We start from the raw sequence: 18856 nt of genomic DNA on the forward strand, positions 1-18856 counted from the left end.
GCTCGCCTCAGGCGTGCGGGATGAGGGGCAGGCTCAGCGGGCCGCGCACGGTGAGGGAGGTGTTCCACTTCACCGGGCCCGTGGGCGTGAAGCGCGTGAAGCGGGACAGCAGCACCTCCAGCCCCACGCGCGCCTCCAGCCGGGCCAGCGGCGCGCCCAGGCAGAAATGGATGCCGTGGCCGAAGGGCATGTTGTTCACGCCCTCGCGGTCCATGTCGAAGGTGTCCGGGTCCTTGAAGCGCTCGCCGTCGCGGCACGCGGAGCCGATCATCAGCGCCACGCGCGCACCCTCCGGAATCACCACGCCCGCGACTTGCGTCTCCTTCGTGGTGACGCGCACCAGGCCGTGCACGGAGGGCTCGTAGCGCAGCACCTCCTCCACGAAGCGCCCCACCTGCGACGGGTTCTCACGCAGCCGGGTCACCAGGTGCGGCTGCTCCATCAGCATGCGCACGCAGTGGCTGACGAGCTGCACGGTGGTCTCCAGCCCCGCCACCACCAGGAGGAACAGGAAGCTCATCAGCTCCGCGTCGCTGAGCGCCTCGCCCTCCACGCGCGTCTTCACCAGGTCCGACACCATGTCGTCCTGCGGATGGCGGCGGCGCTCGGCGACGACTTCGGACAGGTAGGCCTCCATCTCGCGCACGGTGGCCTTGATGGATTCGTGCCGGTGGGTGTCCTTCTCCGTCGTGCCGGACACGCTGGACAGGTCCACCGACCAGCGCTTGTAGCGGGCCGTCATGGTGGGGTCCAAGGCGAAGAGTTCGCCAATCACGCTCGCGGGCAGCGGCATGGCGAAGGCGTCCACGAGGTCCACCTCGCGCTCGGGGGACAGTCGCTCCGCGAGTATCTGCGCGAAGCTCCGGATGCGCGGCTCCAGCCGGTTCACCGCCGCGGGCGTCCACGCGCGGCTCACCAGCGTGCGCAGCCGCATGTGGTGCGGCGGATCCATGACGATCATCGACTCGGAGAAGGGGTTGTGACCCAGCCACGGCGGCGCGGTGGTCGTGCGCACCCCAGCGGAGGAGAACACCTGCGGGTTCTTGAAGGCCGCGGCCACGTCCTCGAAGCGGGTGATGGCCCACAGCCCAGCGGGTTCCACCTGACACACCGGCGCGGTGCGGCGCAGCTCCGCGTAGACGGGGTAGGGATTCGCCCGGACTTCCGGCGCCAGCAGGTTCACGCGTCCAGTCATGAAAGAATTTCCTTTCCCGACTGGAAATCTATACCCGGTATGCTGGCTGCTGAACAGAGGCGCCGCCTCCCCCTCCCTCGAGTCACCATGTCCCGCTTCGTCCTCGCCGCCGTCCTCGCCCTGGGTCTGTCCGCATGTTCCGACGACCCCGATGAAGTCATTCCCGACTCCGGCACGAATCCCACCGCCGACGCGGGCACGGATGCCGGCACGAACACGGACGCGGGCACCGACGCCGGGACGGACGTGGACGCGGGGACGGATGCGGGCACGGACGTGGATGCCGGCACGGGCAGCTCGCACGGCTCCGGGAAGCTCGCGTGCAGCAAGACGGGCACGGTGAGCACGGACGCGGGCACGCTGACGTACTGCGTGGCGCAGGTGGGCGCGACGGAGGTGAAGTACATCGAGCCGAAGCAGGGCATCGCGCCCGCGCCCATGCGGCTGGCCATCTACCTGCACGGTGACGGCGCGGCCACGTACACCGGCACCAATGGCGGCAGCCCTCGCTCGCTGTTCACGCACGGCGGTTGGACGTACGGGCACAACACGCTCTACGTGACGGCGCTCGCGCCCAACAAGTGCGCGTGGTGGGTGAAGCCGGAGTACACGACCTGCTCGCCGGACGGAGCGCCTCTGACGGAACGCGACCTGGAGGGCAAGAACGCCGCGGAGCTGGTGTCGCTCATCGAGGCCCTGCGCAAGGGCTGGGACATCCAGGACGGGCCCATCCTCTTCGGTGGCTCGTCGGGTGGATCCATCCAGCTGACGGCCAGCTTCCTGCCGCGCTACGGAGACCGCTACCCGGGCATCTACGCGCTGAGCTGCGGCGGTGAGAAGCCGTGGTCGGGCAGCATGAACTGGGACGCGTCGAACGCGGCGCTGCGCGGCGGCACGAAGTTCTGGTTCACCTACGGCGACCAGGACTACCTCCTCCAGGACATCCAGGCGGCGGAGGCGTACCTGGGCGGGCTCGGGTTCCCGGTGAATGACAAGGTCATCGCGGGCGCGGCGCACTGCGCGCAGCCGTTCGACCAGGTCGGCCGTGTCACGGAAGTGTGGAACGAGGCCACCGCGCAGTAGGCATCCTCCCCTGCTCCGCTTCTCGCGGTGATTCCATCGCAAGAAGCGGAGTGCGCGGAGTGAGTGCGGTCGATAGCGTCGCGCGCATCCTCTTGATGGAGACCGGATGCGCCTCTACGACTATCTGCCTTCCGCGAATGGCTACAAGGTCCGCACGCTGCTGAAGCAGTTGGGGCTTACGTGCGAGTTGGTGCCGGTGGACATCTTCGCGGGGGAGAGCCACACGGCGGACTTCCACGCGAAGAACCCGGACGGCCGCATCCCCGTGCTGGAGCCGGAGCCGGGGCGGTTCCTCGCGGAGTCCAACGCCATCCTGTTGTTCCTGGCGGAGGGCACGCGCTTGCTGCCCGAGGACCGCTTCGCTCGCGCGCAGGTGCACCAGTGGATGTTCTTCGAACAGAACACGGTGGAGCCGAACCTCGGCACCGCGCGCTTCTGGCTGCTCACGGGCCGGCAGCCGCCGGAGTCCGACGTCCTCCGGAGCCGCGTGCAGGGCGGTGAGCGCGCGCTGGCCGCGATGGAGCGGCACCTGGGCCAACACGCGTTCCTTGTCGAGGAGCGCTACACCGTCGCGGACCTCTGCCTCTTCGCGTACACGCACCTGGCGCCGGACGCGGGCGTGGACCTGACGCCCTACCCGTCCGTGGCCGCATGGTTCGAGCGCGTGAAGGCCCAGCTTGGCTTCCTGGGCCCCCTGCCGCCCTACTCCGCGAACGCGCACGTTCGCTGACTACTCCTGCTCAGCGGCGACGACCTCGCGGACCTCCGCGTCCGTGAGCCGCACCGCGGGCGCGTCCGCCTTCGCTTCCATGAGCCGCTTCGCCAGCAACTCCGTCACGGTCTCACGGTTGGGGGCGCCACCACAGGCCCTTCAGCCCCGCCTGCTCACACGCCTGCCGTGTTTCCTCGGTGTAGCAGTAAAAGACCAACTCGGGGACGGAGAACACGGGCGGGAAACCTCCTGGCGGAGGGCGGAGCACGAGCGGCTCGGCTTCCTCCTGACCCAGGAACTCTTCGCCGCATTGGTGGAAGGGCACGCCCTTCACGAGGGTGCGCTCCCGGTCAAGACAATCGGTCCGCTCCAGCAACTGGAGGATGACGAAGTCCTCGTTCTTCAGCGACGCGTCCGTCACCGAATGCCAGGTTCGCCTCCGAGGGTACCCTTTGCTCACGAGGTGCCTGATGCGTTCCGAATAGATGACAGTGGGGATGAGGCGGTGACGGAACGGGCCCACCGCTTCGAGCACGCGCACCATGCGCCGGGAGAGCAGCAACCACCCCATGGGCGCGGTGAACAGGTGGTCGAGCCGGGCGGCACTCTCCAGGTTGCCGACGAACTCGATGACCCCAGGCGCGCCCTGCTGGCTCTGATAGTCGATGCCGGGCTCGAAGAACGTCGCGTTCTCGAAGCCGTCGAACTCGATGAGCCTGGCGTCATAGACACCTTCCTCCTCGATGTGGGAGGTGTCAGCCGTCAATGCGTACATCATGTGGTGTGTGACTCCTCGTGGGAGGACAACTCCAGCAAGGCCAGCTTCTTCCCCGTGAGCACCCTACCGCCGCGCTGCTCCTGGATCATCTTGATGACCGGCTCTTTCAAGCTCCCGGATTGGATGGCCTGGCGAAGCTCGTTCTCGATCTTGAGGATGGCCTCCTCGATGACCTTGGGTGTCCAACTGGAGGACGGACCCTTCGTGCGCAGCTTCCTCAAGGCGTCATCAAGCCGGGTCTCCACGAACTTGCTGTAGCGCGGATGGCTGCCCGAGTGGATGAGCTTGCCTTCCACGTTGAGCCCGGAGTGCATGTCTAGGATGTTCGACCCCCGGTCAATCGTGTAGCCCTTGAGCCGCTCCATGGCCGTGCGGATCAACGGGTGGGTCTGGGCGATCTCATCGGGAATGAGGTGATGCATGGGATGGCCCGCGGAGAGCCGGACTTCCGCCGCCGCCCGCGCCGCCGGGCCCTGGGTCTTCTCCACCCAGTCCAGGTAGTTCCTGCGGTAGCGGGTGAAGACGCTCAGGCGGAGCGTGCCCTTGCCTGCCTTGAGCACCACCAGTCCATCCTGGGTCACCGTGAGCGCCCCGTACTCTTCTCCCAGGGACTTTCCGTCCGGACGGCGCAGCCGGTAGGGCTGGGTGTCCGAGCTCAACTTCTCCAGGCGGTATCCGGCGGCCTGGAGCTCCTGCTTGAACGCGCTGAACTCAGGCGTTCCTTCCTGCGGGATGCGGCGTCCGACGAAGTCCTTGAGCTTGTCCCAGTTGGGAAGCTTCTCCAGCAGCTTCTCCAACTCGGCGTCACTGAGCATGCGCTCGGTCAGGGTGGGCTCGGGGTCCGGCGTGGAAGATCCACCGTCCTTGACGGCCTTTGACAGCAACGGCGTGCCGGCTGCCCAGGGATTGAAGGGGAGCGGGATGGCGGGGGCGGCGGTGATGGAGCCCGGCTGGAACACGGGGACGCCCGCGTAGGCACCGCCGGGACCCGCCACTGCCATCATGTAGATGCGGGGTGGGATGATCTTCACGGACGTCATCAGCTTGAGCCCACGTCCCGCGTTGGTCTTCACGCCCATCAGCGCCAGCGCCGCCATCGCGATGCTCACCAGCATCCGGAGGAAGGACTTGCTCGCCTCCTTGAGCTTCTCCGGGGAGCCGTTGGCCTCCCAGGCCTGGGTGAGCCACAGCTGCGCGTGCTTCAAGGCCTCTCCTCCGGCCTCGATGAGTCCATGGGCCCCGAACGCTGCCAGGCCCAGCTGGATGAGCGCCGCCGCGAGCTGTCCTACGCCGGTGGGCGTCGCCGCCAGGAAGGTGGACAGCGCCTCCGCGGCGATGAAGCCCACCACCATCGCGGAGATCTCCAGCCAGTTGTCCAGGATGGCCTTGCCGTACTGGCCCGTGACCTCACCGAAGTACTGGTCCGCTTGCCGCACGGAGGTGATGACGTCCTCCAGGTGCAGGGCGGCCTTGCGTGCCTTGGCCATCGCCTCGTGGGTGATGGAGCCGCTCGACACGATTCCCTGGAGCTGGTTGGCGAAGGCGATGCTCACCAGCCAGATGCGCTCGCCCGCGACCAGCCGCACGTCACCGTCGATGCGCTGGACCCCCTTGCGGCCACTCTTCACGTTCACGTGATGAATGACATTCTCGTAGAAGCGCAGGTCCCGCCCCGGCTGGATGGCCTGCCGGTAGATGCGTGCGGCGATGGGCTCCAGGCGGTCCCCTGGGCGGACTTGATAGAGCGTCGCCGCGGGCTCCGGCAGCTGCGTCGTGATGCGCAAGGTCTGCAGATAGCCTTGCAGCAGGTATCCCCCCACCACGGTGGAGACGTAGGACCAGCCAGGCGCCTGGGCATGGTCCCGGATGACGCTCACCCTCGTGCCCGGAGGCAGGGGCGCTGGCGTCAGGCAGGTGGAGCCCTTCATCTCCGCGGGAAGCGTCCGGAGGTTGGCGCCATCACTCTGGTCGATGAACCCGAACTGAATCGTCATGTTCCCCCCAGGTCTCGGGACTGAGAGGATTCAGCCACCCGGACCGGAGGTGAAGGACCGGCCGGGTGGGAATGACAATGACTTACAGCCGCTGCGCGGCGGGTAACCGCTCACTGCGGGAGCGGCTTGAAGGCACCCCGTCCGTGGCCGCATGGATGGAGCGAGTGAAGACCCAGCCCGGCTTCCTGGGCGCTCTGCCGCCCTACTCCGCGAACGCGCGCGTGCGCTGACGCGACCTATTCCTGTTCAGCCGCCACGGCCTGACGGACCTCCGCGTCCGTGAGCTTCACCGTGGGCGCGTCCGCCTTGGCCTCCATGATCCGCTTCGCCAGCAGCTCCGTCACGGGCGCGAGCACGCTGAAGTGAGTGGCCCCAGGCACCGCCAGGAACGACAGCGGTGCGCCCTTCGCCGCCACGCGCAGCGGTTCGAACGCATCCATGTTGCCGTGGTCCGAGCCCTCGATGACCTGCGTGGGCACGCGCAGGTGCTCCACGTAGCTCACCGGATTTCGCAGCCACAGCTCCGTCCCTCGAGCCTGTCCCAGCAATGGCACATAGGGCGCATATTCGGTCACGTCGTGAACCGGACCGAACACGTAGGCGCCCTTCAACCGGGGTGACAGCACCGCCGCCATCAACGCCACCGTGCCGCCCGTGCTGTGCCCCGCCACGTAGATGCGCGCGGGGTCCACATCCGGGCGCTTCGCCACGAAGTCGATGGCGGCGACCACGTCATCCACCTCGCCCAGGAAGTACTCGCGCGCTCCCGGGTTGTCGTCCGACCCGCGCAGCGACGGCAGCATCAACACCAGCCCCGCCTCACGGAACGCCCGCGCGCTCTGATCATTGCTCCGGGGCGAAGGCGCCCACGCGAAGCCGTCGATCCCGAAGTCCATGCCACCGTGGATCCACACCACCGCCGGCCGCTTCGCGCCCTCGCGCACGGGCGTGACGTAGGCCGCGTTGCTGCCCAGCGGCGAGGGATAGCGCACCAGTTCGAAGAGTTCCTTCGGCGGCGTGGGCGCGGGAGCGCGCTGCGTGGGCTCCTCCTTCAACTGCGTGCGGAAGCTCTTTCGAATGTTCACGGATGTGGGCGGCGCGGGCTTGGAGCACGCAGCGAGGAACAGACAGGCCAACAGGAGGACAGAGCGGGAGGACGTCATTCTGGGAATACGCAGTGAATCGGTGTCACGGGTCCGCGACACATGCGGTGCTGTTCTGGAGGGTGGCTTGACAGCTCGCGCCATCGCGTCTACTTCTTCTCGCAGAATGTTCGTCACCTCCGCCATGTGCATGTGTTCGATGCCTGTTCCGGGTGGGCCCAAGCCCGCCGCGGCCGGCTGACGCACAGCCTGCCCCTGGCGAGCCAAACGGAGCCCACCCACCCGCGAGGGTCGGTGGGCTTCGTCGTTCCGGGCCTCCGCTCTCGCACCCCTGCCGAGGAGCGTCGCAGCGCCCGCCGTGTCCTGAAGTCCTCCCCGCCGCCCGCAGTGCCCTGACGTCCCCACCACCCGTCCGCCTTCACGCACGCGCGTTCCTTCCGGAGCGACGCGAACAGGAGTCCCTTGCCATGAGCACGCCCAACAACGAACGCCCGCTGCACCCCGACACGCTCGCGCTGCACGCCGGCTATTCGCCCGACCCCACCACGGGCGCTCGCGCGGTGCCCATCTACCAGACGACGAGCTACCGCTTCCGCGACGCGGACCACGCCGCCGCGCTCTTCGGCCTCAAGGAGTTCGGCAACATCTACACGCGCATCATGAACCCCACGACGGACGTCTTCGAGAAGCGCATCGCCGCGCTCGAAGGTGGCGTGGGCGCGCTCGCGGTCGCGTCCGGGCAGGCCGCTCAGACGCTGGGCATCCTCAACATCCTCAAGACGGGGGATGAAATCGTCTCCGGCGCCAGCCTCTACGGCGGCACGTACAACCTCTTCAAGGTGACGCTCCCACGCCTGGGCATCACCACGAAGTTCGTGGACGCGAGCAACGCGGACGCGTTCCGCCAGGCCATTGGCCCGAAGACGAAGGCGCTCTACCTGGAGTCCCTGGGCAACCCGCGCCTGGACGTGCCGGACTTCGACGCCATTGGCGCCGTGGCACGCGAGGCGGGCCTGCCCCTCTTCGTGGACAACACCGCGCTGTCCCCCGCCCTCTTCAACCCGCTGCGCCACGGCGCGAACATCGTGCTGCACAGCGCGACGAAGTACATCGGCGGCCACGGCACCTCCATTGGCGGCGTCATCGTGGACGGCGGCAACTTCCCCTGGGAGAACGGCAAGTTCCCGGAGCTGACCGAGCCCAACCCCGGCTACCACGGACTGCGTCTGCGTGAGGCCTTCGGGCCCGCGGCCTTCATCCTCAAGGCCCGCCTGGAGGGCCTGCGCGACCTCGGACCCGCGCTCAGCCCCTTCAACGCGCACGCGTTCATCCTGGGCCTGGAGACGCTGCGGCTGCGGCTGGAGCGCCACTCGCAGAACGCGCTCGCGGTGGCGAAGTGGCTCCAGCAGCACAAGAAGGTGGAGTGGGTGCGCTACCCGGGCCTGGAGGACGACCCCTCGTTCCTCAACGCGAAGAAGTACCTCCAGGGCGGCTTCGGCGGGCTCGTCACCTTCGGCGTGAAGGGCGGGCTGTCCGCCGGGCGCAAGGTGATTGATGGCGTGAAGCTGTGGAGCCTGCTCGCGAACATCGGCGACACGCGCTCGCTCATCATCCACCCCGCGTCCACCACGCACGAACAGCTCACCCCGGCGGAGCGCGCCAGCACGGGCGTCACTGACGACCTGGTGCGCCTGTCCGTGGGCATCGAGCACCTGGACGACATCGTGGCCGATCTCGATCAGGCCCTGAGCGCGGTCTGACGCCATGCGACCCGTGAGGCCTGGCCAGGAAATCCCCCCGCGCGCGGAGACCCCGCGCGTCTTCGACATATCGCTGCCGGACCTGCCGCTGGAGGCCGGCGCCCGCGTGGCGCCCCACCTCGTGCGCGGCTGGTGGTGGGGGCCTCCGGAGGACCTCGCGTGGTTGCAGTCCAGAGCCCGCGTGCATTCCGAGGAAGCGGCTCGCGAAGGCCGGCTGCGCGTGGTGCGGAGGACCGCCTCCGAGCTGCGCGACACCGCCACCGACGCGCGCCGCACCGGTCCCCGCCGCACGCCGGTTCCGGTGCCCACCGTGCTGCTGGTGCACGCGCTCACCGGGGACATGAACGCCGGAGGAGAAGGCGGCTGGTGGGCCCCCGTCATCGGGCCTGGCCGGCCGCTGGACCCATCGCGCGTGCGGCTGTTGTGCTTCAACAACCTGGGCTCCTGCTACGGCACCTCCGGCCCTGCGGACGAGGGCTTCCCGCAGCGCACCGACGACACGCGCTTCGGCCCGGCGCCGGTGCTGACCAAGGGCGACCTGCGCCTGGATGAACGGAGCCTGCCCGCGACCATCACGCCGTGGGACCAGGCGCGCTCCATCCTCGCGGCGCTGGACGCGCTGGGCGTGGACGAGGTGGCGCTCGTCACCGGCGGTTCGCTGGGCGGCATGGTGGTGCTGTGCCTTGCGGCGCTGGCACCGGAGCGCTTCCAACGCATGGTGCCCATCGCGACGGCGGAGGCCGCGTCCGCGTGGGTGGTGGGCTGGAACCACGTGGCCCGGCAGGCCGTGCTGCTGGACCCCGAGTACCCCGAATCCCCCCGGCGCGGCCTGGAGCTGGCGCGGCAGCTGGCGACGCTCACCTATCGCGCGGAGGCCGGACTGGAGGCGCTCCAGCCCCGTCCGCAGGCGTGGTCGTCACGCGCGTTGTACCCGGTGGAGAGCTACCTGGAGTACCAGGGTGCGAAGCTGGAAGTGCGCTTCGACGCGCGAGCGTACCTGGCGCTCCTGGGCGCCATGGATCATCACGACCTCACGCGCGTGCCCACGCCAAACGGTGGGCCCGGCGTGGACCGCATCCGCGCGAGCACGCTCACCATCGGCATCGGCCGGGACGCGCTCTTTCCGCCCGAGCACATGAAGAACCTGTCCCGCCGCCTGCGCGCGCAGGGACTGCATGCCGAATACGCGGCCCTGTGCAGCGTGCACGGCCACGACGGCTTCCTCATCGAATGGGACGCGCTCGCGCCCCTGCTGGTCCGCGCGCTGGCCCTGCCTCCGGGCGTGGGCCGCGACGCCCGCATTTCATCCACTGCCGGCGTCCGCGCCCGGAAGACTTCATGACCGCCCCTGTGAGCATCACCCGTTACGCCCCCTTCCTGCTCGACACCGCCCTGGGACTCGCATCCGTGGCCACGCACCTGTCGCGCCGCGACGCGGGCAACACGCGCGCAGCCATCGTGTCCTCACCACCCTGGCTCGCGGCGGGGCTGGAGTCCGCGCTGTCCATCGCGTTGAAGGGCAACTCCACGCTGGCCCGGCAGGAACTGGACGGCCTGCTCGCGCGCGGCCTGTTGATGCTGGAGGAGGCCGAGCGCCGGTTGGGTGCGCCCCCGGGCTCCACGTCGGTGGAGGCGGACGGCACGCGCACGCTCGCGTCCCTGCTGGAGCCCGCACGCCGCGCGCTGGATGGCGCAAGTCTGGTGCGCGAACGGCGGCCCGCGCTGGAGGACGTGGTGCGTGGCACCGGCGAGCGGCTGACGGCGGCGCTGCTGGCGAAGTTGCTCGGTGCGCGCGGCGTGCCGTCGCTCGAGGTGGACGCGGCGGACTGGACGGTGACGGAGGGTGAGCCTGGGCAGGCACGAGTGAACCGCGAGCACACTCGCGCCCGGGTGGCCACGCTGCGGCCTTCGTGGGAGGGGCGGCTGACGTTGCACGCGGGTGGCCGGGGGACGGCGGTGGATGGCCGATCCACGACGCTGGGCGTGGAGGGCGCGGACGAGACGGCGGCCGTGCTGTCCGTGCTGCTGGGCACGCCGCTGACGCTGTGGACGGACGTGCCCGGCGTGATGACGGCGGATCCACTGCACGTGGCGGATGCGCGGCCAGTGCCGCACCTGAGCTACACGGAGGCGCTGGAGCTGGTGTACCTGGGCCTGCCCACACTGCACCCGCGCGCGCTGTCCACGCTGCGCGATGCGGACATCCCGCTGCGCGTGCGCCACCTGCAACAGCCTGACGAACCCGGCACGCTCATCGACGTGCGCGGCGCGGGCAACGGCACCGTGCCTACGTGCGTGGTGTCCCTGGAGGACCTGGCGCTGCTGGGCCTGGAGGGAGGCACGGAGGAAGCGGCGCGGCCTGTGGGGCCTCGCGCGTTGCAGGCGCTGGATGCCGCGGGCATCGACGCGTGGATGGCGGCGCAGTCGTCGCCGGGGCGCTCGGTGGCGGTGGTGCTGCGACGGGCGCACGCGGCCCGCGCGGAGGAGGTGCTGCGACGGGAGCTGGCACCGGAGCTGGAACGCGGAGCCTTGCAGCCGCCGCAGGTGCGCGCGCCGGTGACGCAGGTGGCGCTGGTGGCGGAGGCCATGGGTCAGGGCGCCAACGTGGCGGGACGGCTGTTCCAACCGTTGGGGGCGCTGGGCATCAACGTGCGCGCCATCGCGCAGACGGCGAGCGCCCGCTCCATCTCGTTCATCGTGGATGGGGCGGAGACGGCGCTGACGGTGCGTACGGTGCACGCGGCCTTCCACTTCTCGCATGAAGAGGTGAGCCTGCTGGTGCTGGGCCATGGCGTGGTGGGCAGCCAGCTGCTGGAGCAGCTGCGCACGTTGCAGGAGACGCTGGCGCAGGAGCACGGCATCCAGCTCAATCTGGTAGGGCTCGCGGACAGCCGGCGGGTGCTCTTCTCGCCGGAGGGCATCCCGCTGAAGCAGTGGCGCGAGCGCATCGAAGCCGTGCCCGAAGGCGCGTCACCGCCCGTGGTGCGCGCCCTGCTGGAGCCGCTGCGCAGATTGCCCGTGCCGGTGCTGGTGGACTGCACGGCGGCATCGGGCATGGAGGAGCTGTACCTGGAGGCGTTCCGCAGCGGCATCCACGTGGTGGCGGCGAACAAGAAGCCGCTGACGCAGCCGCTCGAGGTCTGGGAGCGGCTGCGGAGCACGGCGCACCTGAACCACCGCGCGTACCACTACGAGACGACGGTGGGCGCGGGACTCCCGGTCATCCAGACGCTGAAGGACCTGGTGCGCACGGGGGACCGGGTGCACGGCGTGGAGGGTTCGTTCTCCGGGACGCTCGGCTACTTGAGCCAGCAGCTGATGGATGGGGTGCCGCTGTCGAAGGCAGTGCGCACGGCGCGCGAGAAGGGCTTCACGGAGCCGCACCCTCGCGAGGACCTGGCGGGCACGGATGCCGCGCGCAAGGCGCTCATCCTCGCGCGTGAGCAGGGCTTGAACCTGTCGATGGAGGACGTGGAGGTGGAGCCGTTCGTCCCGCGCGAGTACCTGGAGGAGGCGGACGTGGAGCGCTTCCTCTCGGGGCTGGAGAAGCTGGACCGGACGTTCACCTCGCGCATCGAGGGACTGCGCGCGGAGGGCAAGGTGCTGCGCTACCTGGCGCGCATCGACCCGGCGGCGAAGGACGGGCCCGTGTTGCGGGTGGGCCCGGTGGCGGTGCCGAAGGAGCATCCGGCGACACGGCTGCGCGGCTCGGAGGCGTTCGTGGCCTTCTCCACGGAGCGCTACGCGGACTACCCGCTGCTGGTCCAGGGCGCGGGTGCAGGCGGCCCTGTCACGGCGGCGGGCGTCCTCGCGGACATCCTGAAGATCGCCCAGAACCTGCGGGGGCGGTGAGGCTCAGTAGCCCACGTAGCCGCTGCCGCCATTCATCGCCTGGATGCCCGGCGTGTTCGACACGGAGCCGTAGCGGTCCACCGAGTAGCGAACGGCCGCGACGATGTTGTCCACCGGGTTGCGGATGTTGTCGTGGCCCGGGACCTTGTACGCGTCGAACGTCGGCTGGATGGTCTGCATCAGGCCGATGGAGGGGTGGCCGTCCTTGGCGTTCTGGTCCCAGAGGTTGATGGCGTTCGGGTCGCCGCTGGACTCGTGCTGGATGATCTTCGCGATGTCCTGCGGGTTCATCTTCTCCACCGGGACGCCGTTGGCCTTGAGGATGTCCATGGCCTGCTTGATCCAATCGCCCACTTCGCCCTTCGGGACGTCGCCCGCGGGGCTGGCCGACTGAGTGGCGCCGGACGACTGAGCGGCTCCGGTCTGGAACGAGTCACCCGCGCCAAGCGCACCGCCCGTGCTGGACGCACCGTCGACGCTGGGAGCGCCACCCGTGCTGGACACGCCCGACGGGGCCTGGACTCCGGCCGCGCCGTCCGCGGAGGCAGCGGCGCCACCCATCTGGGTCTGGAGCAGCTGGACGAGCTGCTGCAGCTGCTTCACCACGTCCTCGAGCCCCTCCGCGAACTGCTTCCACTGCGCGCCCTTCGCGGGGCCCGCGCTGAAGCCATCCTGCTGGAACTGGGACGCCAGGTTCGAACCCGGCTTCTGGCAGGAGCCGCCCTGCACGCGGCCGCCGGACACGGCATCCGGACGGGAAGCGAAGTCCTGCGAGGGGACGCGGAAGGAAGCGGCGCGGGCGGAGGTGGGCGCGATGGCCATGGGATTTCCTCGGGAGCTTGAGTGCGGCTGACGAGGAACACCTACAGCAGGGGACATGCCAACCCATGGGCTGACACCTGCTTGAGGCCAAGTGATTGAGTTCCTTGAGGCAGCGCGAGGCGCGGTGGGACGAACCGGGGCCCGTCCCTGGTGACTGGAGTCACCGCTCGCCAACAGCGGTCACCAGTCGCGATGCGCCCTACTTCGTGCGCCCGGAGGGCTTCCGACGCCCGGCCCGCGAGGGCTTCACGGTCTTCTTCGCGACCGGAGCCTTCTTCGCGACTGGAGCCTTCTTCGCGACCGGAGCCTTCTTCACCGGCGCGGCCTTCTTCACGGCCCGAGGCAGCTTCGTGGCCACGGCCTTCTTCGTGCCTCGCGCGGGGCCGTGCTTCTTCAGCAAGGCCGCGCCCTGCTCCGCGAGGCCCTGCTCCAACGTGGGGGGCTTCTTCGCGCCCTTCTTCCCCGGGGGCTCGCGCTTCGGAGCCCCTTCGCGGGTCACCTCCACGGTCCTTCCGGAGAAGGCGCTCCAGCCCTCCAGTGCACGCGTCCAGCGCGCCAGCAGCGCTTCACGAGTGTCCGCGTCCGGCAGTCCTTCCGCGTGCAGCGCCACGGTGACGCCATGCACCGACGGCAGCACGCGAAGCTGCACGGTGCGCGCCCGGGGCCACTCGTCACGCTCCAGTCGCAGGCGGAGCTGCTTGGGCGGAACCTGACGCACCACCTGGATGCGCGTCCCGTCCACGAGCGCGACCTGCTCGCCCTCCGTCAGCGCCTGGGCGCAGTCCCCCACCCAGCGGACCAATCCTGACGCCTCACCCCAGGCGGCCCAGGCCATCTCCGAGCCCACCGCGAAGGAGCGCCGCACCCCTGCCTGATATCCACCATCCGAAGTCCGACCTGTCGACATAGACGCCCCTAGCAACTTAATCTCGTTTCCCCAACCTGAGAGGAACGATGCGACATCTTCTGACGGGCCTGATGTGCGCGGGAACCCTGCTGTTGGCCGCATGTGGTGGCGGTGACCCGGCGGAGGACGCCGCCGCGACGGACGTCGGGACGGCCGAACAGGCCATCCTCCCGCAGTGCCGCGTGGGCCAGAACACGCGCATCTTCTTCTACAGCGACGCCGCGAAGACGAATCAGGTGGGCCAGCGCGTCTGTTCCTGCTCCGGCACCGTCACCACGACTGGCACGGTGACCTCCATCTGGAGTCTCTCCGCGGTGCCCTGCAATCCCTAGCAGGCCGCGGAGGGCTTACCCCGTGGGGCGGTAGCCCGGCATGAGGAAGTTGTCGTGGTCCGCGTACGCCGGCGCGTCCGCCTCACCGGTGAAGGCGCGCAGGGTGCAGTACTCCGGATACGACGCCTGGACGGTGATCTGATCCCCCACCTGGAGGACCACGTCACCGTTCGGGTGCAGCGTCTCCTCCTCACCCCGGATGAGCGACAGGGCCAGCCCGCCGAAGCGGTCGCGCACCTGGGAGATGTTCATCCCCGGTAGTCCGTCCCGCACCACGAACAGCGACACCACCATCAGGTGCTTGCCGATGCGGAACGAGTGGACGAGCCGCGGATCCAACGCCGCCAGCGCCATGGCGGGCGCGGCCAGCGAGGAGCTCGACAGGGCCTCCGCCTTGAACGTGTCGCGCACCTTCGCGCCCAGGTCGTCGTCGAACAGGCGGATGACCACGCGGATGCCGGGGTTCAACCGCCGCGCGTCCAACGCGATGTTCAGGTTCGCCAGGTCGTCGTCCGTGGCGCAGACGATGGCGGACGCCTTCTTCACGTGCGTGCGCGGCAGGCACAGCGGACTGCGCGTGTCGTCGATGAGCAGCGGGATGTTCTCGTCGCGCAGCGCGGACACGAACGTCGCGTCCTCGCGCTTCTCCACCACGACGACGTCCTTGCCCATCTCCCGCAGCTGCGTCACCACGCGGTAGCCCACGCGTCCCGCGCCGCACACGACGACGTGGCCCTTCATCGTTTCGGACACCACGGTGACCCACTCCTTGTCGTTCTTGTGCCGCGCGAAGAAGAGGTACGCGAAGCGCACCACGCCATCCACCACCAGCGCGATGCTGACCGGCGGGATGAGGATGTTGAGCGTCTCCACGAACCAGTCGCTCACGTAGGGCAGCGACGGCTGGCCGAAGAGCAGGAAGTAGACGTGGTGCAGCGCCTCTCCGTAGGAGATGCGGTCCCCGCCCGGCCCCACGTAGCGCCAGTGGTACAGCGCCGGCCCCACCCCGAAGATGACCGCCGCGAGCAGCAACGTGCTGCGGAACCTCCGCGACAGCGCGCGCAGGTACCGCAGGTCCATCATCAGGCGCGCGGCAGGGCTCTTCATGCGCGCGGGAGTCTACGCCGCCGGGGTGATGTCCGTGGAGGCTTCCGCCTTCGCACGGCGTTTCTCGATGAGCCACACCGCCAACACGCCCAGCTCGTAGCAGAGCAGCATGGGGCCGGCCATGAGCGACAGGTTCACCACGTCACCCGTGGGCGTCAGCACCGCCGCCGCGATGAGGCACACCACGAACGCGTGGCGCTGGTAGCGGATGAGGAAGCTCGACTGCACCACCCCGACGATGCCCAACAGCGCCATCACCAGCGGCAGCTCGAAGATGACGCCGAAGGCGAGGATGAGCAGCAGCACCAGCGACAGCTGCTCGTTCATCGTCAGCATGGGCCGGGTCCAGCGCGCGGCCTCCGCTTCCGCGTGGCCCTTGGCCAGCTCCTTCTGCAGCCGCCACAGGCCGGACATCTCCTCCGCGCGAGTGGGCGCCACGCCCGCGAGCAGGCTGGCCGCCTGGTCCATGGCGGCCTCCGACGCGACGTAGTCCTGCTTGCCGAAGGCCGTCACCGCCTCCACGCGCTTCTCCACCGCCTGGCGCAGCACGCCGCGCGCGGGCACGCCCAGCCCATCCGCGGCGGCGTCCAGCAGGTCGCCCAGGCCCTTGAGGCGCGCGGTGAGCTCCACGCTCTTCGCGGACGCCACCTCCGGGTCCTTCACCTGGCCCTCACCGGCGGCCGTCAGCACGGCGCTGGTCTCCTTGGCCACGTGGCCGGCGCGCTCCACCTCGCCAATGCGCAGGAAGCGCAGCGCGTCCTCGCCGCCCATGCGCGCGGTGTCCAGGCGCTGCTCCAGGGCGAGCGTCTCCTCCTCGTTGAGGAGGAACTTGAACATGGAGGGCAGCACCAGGAAGTAGCAGAACATCGAGCCCACGATGAACGCGACGGAGCCCAGCACCACGAAGGGCGACGCGTACTTGCGCTCCTCCGGGTAGAGGCCCGGCGCCACGAAGCCCCAGATCTGCCAGAGGATGACGGGCGTGGTGAGGAAGATGCCGCAGTACACGCCCACCTTCATCAGCACGTTGATTTCTTCGATGCCGGATGTGTAGACGAGCGAGCGCCCTTCCGGGGGCAGCGCGTCCAGCACCGGCCGCATCAACACGCCGAAGATGGGCTTGGCGAAGATGAGCGACACGGCGCCCAGCACGAGCACCGCGAGCGAACACTTCACGAGCCGCGAGCGCAGCTCCGTGAGGTGCTCCGCCAGGCTCATCCGGAAATCCGACAGGTCAACCCCTTGGCGATTCAGGGCTCAGCTCCGTTTCGGCGCGTTGCGCGCCACCGTGCCCGGGATGGGGGCGAGTTGCGGAAGGCCGTTCTCGTCCTGCGCCGGCGCCGCCCCCGTCTCCGCCGCGGCCTGCGTGCCGGTGGCGGGATCAGCGTCCACGGCGGCCTCGGCGGGCGCGGGAACGTTCTCGGGGTCCACCGTCGCGGTGAGCGCGGGGGCGGGCTCGGCGAGCACGTTGGCGGGGGCCGCGCCCGGAAGGGAGGACGGGGCGAGCTCCGGCGGAGGGGACGGCACGCGCGTGCCCGGACGCGTCGGGGGCATGCGGTTGAATTCCTCGTCCATGGAGTAGAACTCGCGCTCCACCACGTTGCGCACGTCGTCCGTCTGCCGGCGGAACTCGCGCATGAACTTGCCAATGGCCCGCGCCAGCTCAGGCAGCCGCTGGGGGCCGAGCACGATCAGCGCGGCCACCAGGATGAACACCATTTCGCCTGCGCCGATGTTGAACATGGAGGGTCGTCTTCCCCTTGGAGGGAACGTCCCGGGGTTATCGCGCCCACAGGCGGCCCGCGCAACCGTCAGCGACCATCCAGCGTCCGTCTGGCCTCGTGTCCAGGAGGCGGGCGGCCGGGCTCCCTGGAACTCCTGGGGCACATTGCCCCATCAGCCGTGGGGATTGGCCTCGGGAGACAGCGGCGCGGCCATCCCCTGCGCCGGGGGCACCGCCAGGGCCCGGGCCTGCTCTCGCGAGCGCACCCGCCCCTCCACCACCCGCAACATGACGGGAACACCCACCGCCAGCCCGATGGACACCCAGGCGATGGTGTCCATGCCGCCGAGCGTCCCGTCCGGCAGGTCCACCAGCAGGCGTGACGACAGGAAGGCGCCCAGCGCGGAGGCCATGTGCTGGGTGGCGGACTGCAGCGACATGAAGCGGGCGCGCACCGGGTTGTCCGGCACGCGCGAGGTGAGCGTGTTGTACGCCACGTTGCGCACGCCCATGGCCAGCATGAAGACCATGAACAGCAGGGGGATGGGCAGCCACGCGGGGTAGTGGATGAAGCCCACGTACGTGGTGAGGGCCGCCAGCACCACGCCCACCGTGCCGATGCGGTAGGAGCCGAAGCGGTCCACCAGCGGCCCCGTCAGCCGCAGCGTGAAGAAGCTCACGATGCCGCCCGCGGCGTAGATGATCCACAGGTTCTCGCGCGGGTAGGCCAGGTTCTGCTGGAGGTAGGCGGAGATGTTGGGGATGACGATGAAGCCGCTCATCATCACCAGCGCCGTCATCAGGTAGGACAGCTGCACGTCGGTGTTGCCCAGGAGCTCCGCCACGCCCGGGGCCCGGTCCGCGCTGCCGCCGGGCTTGAGGTGCCCGCGCACGGGCGGCAGGAGCCCGAGCGCGGCCAGCACCAACACCAGCCCCAGCGCCGCCACCACGAAGAAGGGCGTCCGCCAGCTGCCCAGCTCCGCGACCTTCAAGGCCAGGGGCACGCCCAGCACGGAGGCCACGGAGAAGGACGCCATCACCGCGCCCAGCGCCCGGCCCCGGCGCTCCATCGGGATGAGGTCCGCGATGATGGACAGGGACAGCGCCGTCGCCGGTCCGCCGAAGAGCCCCGCGCACACCCGCGCCAGCAGCAGCGTGGACAGCCCCACCGCGAATCCCCCCGCCGCGGTGGCCGCGACGAGCCCCAGCATGCACACGGCCAGCGCCTTGCGCCGGTCGAAGCGGTCCAGGAAGTAGCCGCCCAGGAGTCCCGCCACGCTCGCGGCGGCGGTGTAGCTGCCGCCAATGGTCCCGATGTGCGAGGACTCGATGCCCAGCCCCTTCGCGAAGTCCGGGCCCAGCGGCATCACCATCACGAAGTCGAGGATGTTGACGAACTGCACCGCGCCAATGAGCAACACCACGGCGCGCTCGGACACGGAACGGGGAGAGGCGGACTCGGACGACTCGGGCATGGAGGCTTTCAAC

17 protein-coding genes are annotated in these 18856 nt (G+C 69.6%); 7 read left to right on the top strand and 10 right to left on the bottom strand.

Annotated elements, in window-relative coordinates; genetic code table 11:
• Nucleotides 1-7: 7 nt before the first annotated feature.
• The gene (locus GTZ93_RS13775; protein ID WP_139919527.1) at nt 8-1195 is read right to left on the bottom strand and encodes a cytochrome P450; all 1188 of its coding nucleotides are present in this window, start codon (nt 1193-1195) and stop codon (nt 8-10) included.
• An 87-nt stretch (nt 1196-1282) separates the two neighbouring features.
• On the opposite strand from GTZ93_RS13775, the gene GTZ93_RS13780 reads away from it, so the two are divergent.
• On the top strand, nt 1283-2278 hold the full coding sequence (locus GTZ93_RS13780; RefSeq protein WP_139919526.1) for a hypothetical protein: 996 nt from the start codon (nt 1283-1285) through the stop codon (nt 2276-2278).
• Nucleotides 2279-2384: 106 nt separating this feature from the next.
• A complete protein-coding gene (locus GTZ93_RS13785; RefSeq protein ID WP_139919525.1) occupies nt 2385-3008 on the top strand; it encodes a glutathione S-transferase family protein in 624 nt (207 codons plus the stop codon).
• A gap of 112 nt (nt 3009-3120) precedes the next feature.
• Here GTZ93_RS13785 and GTZ93_RS42280 read toward each other — a convergent pair whose 3' ends face one another.
• Both GTZ93_RS42280 and GTZ93_RS42285 read right to left on the bottom strand, forming a co-directional pair.
• Nucleotides 3121-3768 carry a hypothetical protein gene (locus GTZ93_RS42280; RefSeq protein WP_180946095.1) on the bottom strand — a complete coding sequence of 216 codons (648 nt, stop codon included), beginning with the start codon at nt 3766-3768 and terminating at the stop codon, nt 3121-3123.
• Nucleotides 3765-5762 (bottom strand): AHH domain-containing protein, encoded by a 1998-nt coding sequence (locus tag GTZ93_RS42285; RefSeq protein ID WP_186820051.1) that lies wholly within the window; start codon nt 5760-5762, stop codon nt 3765-3767. Before GTZ93_RS42285 ends, GTZ93_RS42280 begins: the two co-directional genes overlap by 4 nt.
• Nucleotides 5763-5839: 77 nt before the next feature.
• Between GTZ93_RS42285 and GTZ93_RS42290 the strand changes: the two genes are divergently transcribed.
• Nucleotides 5840-5992: a hypothetical protein gene (locus GTZ93_RS42290; RefSeq protein WP_186820052.1), complete on the top strand. Its 153-nt coding sequence runs from the start codon at nt 5840-5842 to the stop codon at nt 5990-5992.
• A 6-nt stretch (nt 5993-5998) separates the two neighbouring features.
• Here the strand turns inward: GTZ93_RS42290 and GTZ93_RS13815 are convergent, their stop codons facing one another.
• Nucleotides 5999-6925, bottom strand: coding sequence for an alpha/beta hydrolase family protein (locus tag GTZ93_RS13815; RefSeq protein WP_161662808.1), 927 nt, complete (start codon nt 6923-6925; stop codon nt 5999-6001).
• 407 nt (nt 6926-7332) lie between these two features.
• Between GTZ93_RS13815 and GTZ93_RS13820 the strand changes: the two genes are divergently transcribed.
• The 3 genes from GTZ93_RS13820 to GTZ93_RS13830 are packed head-to-tail and all read left to right on the top strand — an operon-like array spanning nt 7333 to nt 12477.
• On the top strand, nt 7333-8625 hold the full coding sequence (locus tag GTZ93_RS13820) for an O-acetylhomoserine aminocarboxypropyltransferase/cysteine synthase family protein (protein WP_139922324.1): 1293 nt from the start codon (nt 7333-7335) through the stop codon (nt 8623-8625).
• A gap of 4 nt (nt 8626-8629) precedes the next feature.
• Complete coding sequence (locus GTZ93_RS13825; RefSeq protein WP_139922323.1) at nt 8630-9967, top strand: alpha/beta fold hydrolase; 1338 nt, start codon at nt 8630-8632, stop codon at nt 9965-9967.
• On the top strand, nt 9964-12477 hold the full coding sequence (locus GTZ93_RS13830) for an amino acid kinase family protein (protein ID WP_161662809.1): 2514 nt from the start codon (nt 9964-9966) through the stop codon (nt 12475-12477). The genes GTZ93_RS13825 and GTZ93_RS13830 overlap by 4 nt, the downstream gene beginning before the upstream one ends.
• Nucleotides 12478-12480: 3 nt before the next feature.
• On the opposite strand, the gene GTZ93_RS13835 is transcribed toward GTZ93_RS13830, so the two are convergent.
• Together GTZ93_RS13835 and GTZ93_RS13840 are read right to left on the bottom strand one after the other, a co-directional pair.
• Nucleotides 12481-13299 (bottom strand): transglycosylase SLT domain-containing protein, encoded by an 819-nt coding sequence (locus tag GTZ93_RS13835; protein ID WP_139922319.1) that lies wholly within the window; start codon nt 13297-13299, stop codon nt 12481-12483.
• Between the two features lie 199 nt (nt 13300-13498).
• Nucleotides 13499-14164: a hypothetical protein gene (locus GTZ93_RS13840; protein WP_139922317.1), complete on the bottom strand. Its 666-nt coding sequence runs from the start codon at nt 14162-14164 to the stop codon at nt 13499-13501.
• 89 nt (nt 14165-14253) lie between these two features.
• On the opposite strand from GTZ93_RS13840, the gene GTZ93_RS13845 reads away from it, so the two are divergent.
• A complete protein-coding gene (locus tag GTZ93_RS13845; RefSeq protein WP_139922315.1) occupies nt 14254-14538 on the top strand; it encodes a DUF6289 family protein in 285 nt (94 codons plus the stop codon).
• A 15-nt stretch (nt 14539-14553) separates the two neighbouring features.
• On the opposite strand, the gene GTZ93_RS13850 is transcribed toward GTZ93_RS13845, so the two are convergent.
• From GTZ93_RS13850 to GTZ93_RS13865, 4 genes are all read right to left on the bottom strand, one after another.
• Nucleotides 14554-15645, bottom strand: coding sequence for a potassium channel family protein (locus tag GTZ93_RS13850; protein WP_120578657.1), 1092 nt, complete (start codon nt 15643-15645; stop codon nt 14554-14556).
• Between the two features lie 12 nt (nt 15646-15657).
• Nucleotides 15658-16863, bottom strand: a complete 1206-nt coding sequence (tatC, locus tag GTZ93_RS13855; protein WP_120578656.1) for a twin-arginine translocase subunit TatC — start codon at nt 16861-16863, stop codon at nt 15658-15660.
• A 39-nt stretch (nt 16864-16902) separates the two neighbouring features.
• Nucleotides 16903-17388 carry a Sec-independent protein translocase protein TatB gene (tatB, locus tag GTZ93_RS13860; RefSeq protein WP_161662810.1) on the bottom strand — a complete coding sequence of 162 codons (486 nt, stop codon included), beginning with the start codon at nt 17386-17388 and terminating at the stop codon, nt 16903-16905.
• Between the two features lie 153 nt (nt 17389-17541).
• Nucleotides 17542-18843, bottom strand: a complete 1302-nt coding sequence (locus GTZ93_RS13865) for an MFS transporter (protein ID WP_139923607.1) — start codon at nt 18841-18843, stop codon at nt 17542-17544.
• Nucleotides 18844-18856 lie beyond the last annotated feature (13 nt).

Source organism: Corallococcus exiguus, from assembly GCF_009909105.1.
Taxonomy (GTDB): Bacteria; Myxococcota; Myxococcia; order Myxococcales; family Myxococcaceae; genus Corallococcus; species Corallococcus exiguus.